The organism is Halomonas sp. A3H3 (assembly GCF_000982975.1).
GTDB lineage: Bacteria > Pseudomonadota > Gammaproteobacteria > Pseudomonadales > Halomonadaceae > Vreelandella > Vreelandella titanicae.
Map to the genome: position 1 here is coordinate 2,195,611 of NZ_HG423343.1, position 6,308 is coordinate 2,201,918.

The following is a 6,308-nucleotide window of genomic DNA, read 5'->3' on the forward strand; positions in this document are numbered from 1 at the left end:
TCAGCCGTAGCTCGACGCCGTTACCCAGGCTGAGCACAATATTCCAGCCTAAGCCGGATGATGGCGACGTGCCCATCAGTGACGACAAATCGAGAAAGCTGGCTTCTCCAGAGTCTGTCGAATTATCGGTCGGCTGATCGGACAGGCGCTTTCGCCAGTTGCAGAAGCTGGAATAGCCAATGTTCTCTTGTTTACAAAACTGCGAAGCTGACAGACCACTGTCACGATGCTGGTCAACCAGGGCCTGCCACTGTTCCGGGGTGCGGTGCTTTCTCATGGGGGTAACCTCGTGTGGGCAAATGTGAGGTTACTGTAGGGCGAATGTCAGCCGGGCGGCAGGACGTCTTAGAATGAACGCTTACACGGAAGCGTACTTGACATATCGTCATCAACTGCATGCAGGGAGCGTGTTTGCTGAGCCGGTAGCCTTCGGGCCAGTGAGGGATATGGCACTAACCTTCGGGTTTGATCTCAACACTAAAAATACTGGCTTTGCACCACGTAAGCGCCAACTGGTAGTTGGGCCAACGTTTAAGTTTGACGTACCGCGAGGCTTTGTAGATTTAAGTTTGTTTTATAGCCGTGAGTGGAACCACTGCGGCCTGCCACCCTGTGGGCTACCCGAAAACCAGAACAGCATCTCCTTTGACCCTTATTACCAAATCAATTTGGCCTGGGGGTTACCTTTTGAAGTGGCTGCGTTACCGCTAAAATTTCAAGGCTTCTATAACTACAACGGTGCGAAAGGGGATGACTACTTTGGCGATTCGACCAAGCCTGAGCAGTTAATGCGTACCTCGCTGATGCTGGATGTAGGGCAAGTCGCATGGGGGGTGGAAAACTCACTATGGGCCGGCGTTGGCTACGAATATTGGCGCAATAAATTTGGTAATCACAATAAGCCTGGGATTGATACCGACGCTATGACGCTGAATGTCGAATGGCATTTCTAATATAGAAACGTAGCTGCCTCGTGGTTGATTTTCTGTTCATCTAGTAGGTGCCGCTCCTGCGGCTGCTAGCGCTCCTGAGCATTCTCCTAAGAGCACCTGGGCTGGGGGTCGGTATCCCAGCCGCTTTGTTGGTCTACCGATGAGGTTATTGACGACGACTCTTTGCTCCGTGTTTGACCTATTTCGGAAGCCAGTCCCTTTCAGGAACTTTCCTTTTCTCAAAGTCGATATTAAAGCTATAATGCGCAAGATATATGTTTAAGCTTTATCTTAAATTTTTGAAAAAATATAGGAATGTAGACTATGGCGTCGGTACTGAGTGATTATCTCAAAAAAGAACAGATGTTGAAGCAGCTACAAGAAGAGCTGCAAGCGCTGGAAAACAACAGTGAGCTAAAAGCAGAGCTTGAATTCAAAGAAAGACTACAAGCACTTATGACTGAGCACGGAAAATTAGCGCGCGACGTATGTGAAATGCTTGACCCATCTTACCGCTCTAAACCAGCAAAAGCTGGCAAGGTAAGCGCCAGCAGCACAGATGGGCGTAAAAAACGCCCCTTGAAGGTATACAAGAACCCACACACTGGTGAGGTAGTAGAAACCCGTGGCGGGAATCACAAAGTTATCCAGGAGTGGAAGGCTGAATTTGGTAATGAAGAAGTGGTCAGTTGGGTTGTGAAAGAAATCGCGCAATAAGACTAATTTTTATTAGTGGTGACAACGCCAGCTTAGCAAAGTTACCCTTTAAAACGCTCACTGAGCCCGCTCAGTGAGCGAAAAATTATTTAAGCGATGTGCTGGGAAAGAAAAGTAACGAGTAAGTCCATCAGCCATCCGTTAATTTCGCGACAGGTCTTCCCTGAGGATAGGTACTTCTACTCTACTAAGGCCGCCCAATCTCCACGCCTCGACTGAGTTGCTACCCTCTGGCACGTTGAACGACCCCCAAATCACTCGAAACGTGGTTGCGTACACAGACCCGTCTCCCATGACGATGTTTGCATCAATGTGAAATCGACGCTTTTGCTCTTGCATTAATGCATCATCAAAATCAGATGTCGTTTCAATATCTGCTATACCGTTATCTCTGCATGCTGTATGGAAGGCAGAGAATTTTTCCTCATAATATAGATCGGGTTCAATTTTCCGCTGGTGCATTGAAAGATGTCTTTCTTTATCACCCTCGCAGATCGCTTGAACAGCGGCTTCGACCATACCGGTTGCTGTCTCGCTGTACACCTCATCCGCCAAAGCCGAGGAAGATAGCAGCAGAGAAAGAGCCGTGGCGGTCGAACGAGAGATTAAATAGCTGTTTTTTAACATTCCCATTTCCCTTTATTTTTTAGCTCCGCTCAACTAGAAGCCGAGCATAAGCGTAGGGCGACTGATGACCACATAGGCTATAGAGGTTTTCCTCTGCTGCCCGATAGAGTGCTCTAAAGCAATTCATGTCATGTGGGTGCAGGCCTATGGGCACCTACCCCAGCAAGCAACCACAACACCCCAGTTCCGTGCCGTGATTCGGACGGCGCCTTCTAATATTAGTGGTAGTGAGCGGGCTCGCAAATTTAACTTTACTAATGCAGTGATTCTCCTCGGTGGTGCTGGGGGATGTAGATGCTAAGCCTCACACGGGTTGTAATCTGATAGCTACTCTATCGCAGTAGTATGAAGCCGTAATGGGTGTTGTGAGCTCTTGCGCCCTGTGCCGACATTGAGCTCGCCTGAACGACGACTCTGTGACACGCTTTCCAACCAGTCATCGGCCAGACACCCCTCGACCAAGTTTCCTAATCGCCGTGAGGCCCTATGGATACGATCCAGCTCCTCGGCCGACTCTTTGTCGTCCGCTGGCAGGTTGCAGGCGATGAGATCCGCCGACGCCGCCATGATACCCAGCGGAGTGCGGAATTCATGCGAGACCATAGTCAAGAAGTTGCGTTGCTCCTGAAGCGCTGCTTCCGCCGCGCAACGGGCAACGTTCTCCTTGATGAGGCGATCTTGTAGGAGGTCACGCAACCGCTCTGTCACCATTACCGCCAACCCTACTGTCAAACCGAAGAAGAACAGGATGCCCCAGGCGAAGAAGGTGCTTGTGCTAGGGCCGAGCCGTAACATATCCGTGGCCAATACCGGTTCCAACAAGGTTTGGGCTGCCCGTGCCAGATTGAGGGTGCCATGAAGAGCAAGCAGCACAGCGACTGCCTGATGTGCATTAAGTAGCTGAAAGCGGCTGTCGTGCACAATCGTCCAGGCACCGAGAAATACCAGAAGCGCCATACCGATGCTAATGCTGATGATGCGAAGCCCCATGGCTTCGGGGACATTATGGTAGAGCATCATAGGGAGGCAGAACACCACCACAACGGCGGCCAGCAAGGGCCAGCCGACCGACCGCCCGAGAAAACGCCGAGCCCCAGCGACCAAAAAAGCATGACCGACAAGGATCAAGGCGTTGGCAATGGCGATGAACCAGAACGGCGGAATGACGTTTCGCCCGTATAACAGCCCTACCCCAATGCTGATGGCGACCATGCCGATGGCCCAATCACGTGGGCCTGGCAGGCTTCGGTGCAGGCGGAGTGAGGTTCAGGAAGCATCTAACTAATTATTGGTACGCTATAGATGCGCAACTAATTCGTCAAGATCGTCGAACATGCAAACAAATGTCACAAAAATCTTTTTGACTCTCCCCGATGAGTTGGCTCTTCTTAGTCCAAATTAATTAGCAATTTCGAGTTAAAAAGTGTGAGGTACTGTAATCAACTAGGGCTACAATACCTGAGCGGTAGCATTAGCGATGTACGCGTTGAGGCGGCTTCCTCATTGGGGGCGATAATAATAGATGGGGAAGGGGACAAAAATGGTGAGCGATCTTTTACAACGCGGTAACGTCAAAGAAGTCATTTTCATCGATACAGGTATTGATGGTTGGCAAACCCTTGTTGATGGAGTTCCCGATGGGGCCGACATCGTCACCCTAGACCCTTCCCGCGATGGCCTGGAGCAAATGGCGCAATGGGCACAAACCCACAGCGGTTACGACGCCATTCATATCATTAGCCATGGTTCAGAAGGCCAGATCCATCTAGGCAATTTTAGCCTCGATGAGAGTGTTATCAATACTCGTGCCTCTGATCTTGCCCAACTGGGTGCCGCTTTAAATGAAGAAGGCGATTTACTGCTTTACGGTTGCTCCGTCGCCAGCGGCGAAGGGCAGGATTTTATTGCTGCTTTAGCCCAAGCCACCCAAGCGGATGTGGCAGCTTCTGATAATTTGACCGGTGCGGCGAGTAAAGGTGGGGATTGGGTGCTTGAAGCCGTATCCTCGGAAGGTGCCATCGAGACCCAGACTTTTTCGGCACAGGATTTTCAGGGGGCACTGTCAACGATAGCGTTTGATGGTGCCGTGCAGAATGGCAATTTTGCGGTTACTGTCACGGAACAGGGGCGAACAATAGAAGTTACCACTACTGGCGCAACGAATTATTTTTCACCCATTGATGCTGGAGGAGTAGGTGGTTCAACAGGTTACATTATAGGGGATACCAATGCGTATGGTCTTACTTCTGTAACCTTTACTTTTGATGTTGCTGTTGATGTGTCTTCGATACAGTTTGTGGAAATTGGAGACATGGCAGCAGGAAATTATATTTTCACAAGCAATGACAGCCAAACCGCCAGCGTCGCTGCGAATAGTTCGACAGATATTGGCGGGTTTCATGGGATCACCGTCAGTTCACTGAATTTTACCAACATTTCCTCGTTTACCGTGACGTACAGTGAAGGTCAATTTGCGCCAGGGTTTGACAATCTTGTTTTTGAGGTAGCAAGTACAAACGCTGCGCCCACCATCACTGGAGTACCTTCCGATATCACGGTAACCGAAGACACGGCTTCCAATGTTGACCTGTCTGCTGTGACGTTTGCGGATGCTGATGGCGATACCCTAACCGCGACCTTAACTGCCTCGGCAGGCACTTTGGCCGCTTCCAGTGGTGGTGGCGTAGCTGTCACTGGGTCTGGCTCGAGCGCATTAACCTTGTCGGGCAGTGTTGCGAATATCAATACGTACTTAGATACCACTTCTAACATTCAATACACCGGCGCGAGCAACGCCAGTGGTGATAACGCCGCTACGTTAACGATTAAGGCGAATGACGGCACGGTGGATTCGAGTGCGACAACGGTTAACGTGGATATTACTGCTGTTGATAACGCTGCCACCTTCGGCTTTGAATCAGGTGTCACTGGACTCGGTACAAAAACAGTCACTGCTGTTGGTACAAGTGCTACGTTTACTATCGAAAGTGAAAGTGCAAATCTGCTAGACAGTGATAATGGTGGCTTCACAAATGTAAATTTATCCGGTTCTGAATCGATTGATACTGGTGAATGGGCTCCTGCTGAGACGAAGCTTACTTTCTCTATTGATTCTGGAAAGCAATTTGATCTTTCAAGTTTGATGCTTCAAAGTTGGGATGGTGATAATGAAGTTATTGTTTTGACTTCGGATAAAGGAAGCATAGAATTTATTGCCTCAAATACCACTGTTACCACTCTAGATATAGAAAATCATATTAATGCGGACTTTTTTAAGGGTATTACTTCTTTTACTTTGACTGAGAATACAGTAGATGGAGAATATAGTGGCTTTTACATTACCTTTGACGACCTCGTTGTCACCAACATCACTGCTGTTCCTACAAACGCTGCACCTACCATCACTGGAGCACCTTCCGATATCACGGTAACCGAAGATACGGTTTCCAATGTTGACCTGTCTGATGTGACGCTTGCCGACAGCGATGGTGATAACCTCACTGTCACGCTTACTGCATCGGCAGGCACGTTAGCCGCTTCCTCTGGTGGCAGCGTGACCGTGAGCGGCTCCGGCGCAGGGGTTCTGACACTTGCTGGTACCGCCGCGAATATTAATACCTATTTGGACACTACGACCAACATTCAATACACCGGCGCGAGCAACGCCAGCGGTGATAATGCCGCTACGTTAAGTATTAAGGCGAATGACGGCACGGTTGATTCCAGTACGACAACCGTTAACCTCGATATTACCGCAGTTAACGACGCCCCCACCGTTGCTGGCGCGCCTTCAGATATCACAGTAACTGAAGACACGGCTTCCAATGTTGACTTGTCTTCTGTGACGTTTGCGGATGCTGATGGCGATAGCCTAACCGTGACCTTAACTGCTTCTGCCGGTACTTTAGCCGCTTCCAGTAGCGGTAGTGTGACCGTCGTGGGCTCTGGCATGGGCGCATTAAGTTTGTCGGGCAGTGCCGCAGATATCAATGCGTATTTAGATACCATTTCTGCTATTCAATACACCGGTGC

At 49.6% G+C, this 6,308-nt stretch carries 6 protein-coding genes; 3 read left to right on the forward strand and 3 right to left on the reverse strand.

Annotated features, from left to right (window positions below; genetic code table 11):
• A partial coding sequence (gene tnpA, locus HALA3H3_RS09820; RefSeq protein WP_053856944.1) for an IS66 family insertion sequence element accessory protein TnpA occupies positions 1-277 on the reverse strand: 277 nt, incomplete at its 3' end.
• Between the two features lie 73 nt (positions 278-350).
• Between tnpA and HALA3H3_RS09825 the strand changes: the two genes are divergently transcribed.
• Together HALA3H3_RS09825 and HALA3H3_RS09830 are read left to right on the forward strand one after the other, a co-directional pair.
• Positions 351-953, forward strand: a complete 603-nt coding sequence (locus HALA3H3_RS09825; RefSeq protein WP_022521383.1) for a hypothetical protein — start codon at positions 351-353, stop codon at positions 951-953.
• A gap of 303 nt (positions 954-1,256) precedes the next feature.
• The gene (locus HALA3H3_RS09830) at positions 1,257-1,649 is read left to right on the forward strand and encodes a histone-like nucleoid-structuring protein, MvaT/MvaU family (protein WP_022521384.1); all 393 of its coding nucleotides are present in this window, start codon (positions 1,257-1,259) and stop codon (positions 1,647-1,649) included.
• A 141-nt stretch (positions 1,650-1,790) separates the two neighbouring features.
• Here the strand turns inward: HALA3H3_RS09830 and HALA3H3_RS09835 are convergent, their stop codons facing one another.
• Both HALA3H3_RS09835 and HALA3H3_RS09840 read right to left on the reverse strand, forming a co-directional pair.
• Positions 1,791-2,276: a hypothetical protein gene (locus HALA3H3_RS09835; protein WP_022521385.1), complete on the reverse strand. Its 486-nt coding sequence runs from the start codon at positions 2,274-2,276 to the stop codon at positions 1,791-1,793.
• A 327-nt stretch (positions 2,277-2,603) separates the two neighbouring features.
• Entirely contained in the window at positions 2,604-3,488 is an 885-nt protein-coding gene (locus HALA3H3_RS09840) for a histidine kinase dimerization/phospho-acceptor domain-containing protein (RefSeq protein ID WP_022521387.1), read from the reverse strand.
• A 328-nt stretch (positions 3,489-3,816) separates the two neighbouring features.
• Between HALA3H3_RS09840 and HALA3H3_RS09845 the strand changes: the two genes are divergently transcribed.
• A partial coding sequence (locus HALA3H3_RS09845; protein WP_158414238.1) for a DUF4347 domain-containing protein occupies positions 3,817-6,308 on the forward strand: 2,492 nt, incomplete at its 3' end.